The sequence below is a fragment of the Pseudomonas sp. Sample_9 genome (assembly GCF_004307535.1).
Classification (GTDB): domain Bacteria; phylum Pseudomonadota; class Gammaproteobacteria; order Pseudomonadales; family Pseudomonadaceae; genus Aquipseudomonas; species Aquipseudomonas mercuritolerans.
Window position 1 is genome coordinate 1 of the sequence record NZ_RAZO01000024.1, and the last position, 741, is coordinate 741.

General features: G+C 57.9%; 1 protein-coding gene. It reads left to right on the plus strand.

The window, feature by feature from the left end; all coding sequences use genetic code 11:
- Positions 1 to 112: 112 nt before the first annotated feature.
- A complete protein-coding gene (locus tag D6877_RS01515; RefSeq protein WP_016775372.1) occupies positions 113 to 553 on the plus strand; it encodes a CBS domain-containing protein in 441 nt (146 codons plus the stop codon).
- The last annotated feature ends 188 nt before the right edge of the window (positions 554 to 741 follow it).

A 741-nucleotide genomic window follows, 5' to 3' on the forward strand; every position in this document is an offset into this window, starting at 1 on the left:
GTTTTTTCCGGCAAATGGCGTTTTTTGCACGCTAACTGCCGCTTTGCCACCTTGCTCTGCGCGGCTGCGTCTACGATGCTTGATGAACAACGACAACACCTGAGTAACCGCCATGAAGACCGTCGCCCAACTGCTCAAGCTCAAAGATCAGAAAAATCAGGAAGTGCACCAGATCAAACCCGATCACATGGTGCTCGAAGCGCTGATGAAGATGGCCGAGAAAAACGTCGGCGCCTTGCTGGTGGTCGAAGACGACAAAGTGGTCGGCATCATCAGCGAGCGTGACTATGCACGCAAACTGGTGCTGCACGGGCGCTCTTCGGTCGGTACGCCAGTGCGCGACATCATGGTCAAGGACGTGATTACCGTGGATACCCGACAAACCGTCGACACCTGCCTGGGCATCATGTCGGACAAACGCCTGCGCCACTTACCGGTGGTCGAGGACGGCCAGTTGATCGGCCTGTTGTCGATCGGCGACCTGGTGAAGGAAGCGATTGCCGAACAGGCCGAGCTGATCAAACAGCTGGAGCAGTACATTCGCGGCGAATGAGCCCACCGCCGTGATCCCCTTGTGGGAGCGAGCCTGCTCGCGAATGCGCCAGGTCAGTCGACACATCTTTGACTGACAGACCGCTTTCGCGAGCAGGCTCGCTCCCACATTCATGTATCGGTCAGCCTTGAGACGGCCAATGCCGCTCAAACACCGGTGCCAGCACCGGGTGTCGGTCGATCCTTTGC

Coding starts and splice junctions, on each gene's coding strand:
- D6877_RS01515 (WP_016775372.1), top strand. CDS start 113: ATGAAGACCGTCGCCCAACTGCTCAAGCTCAAAGATCAGAAAAATCAG.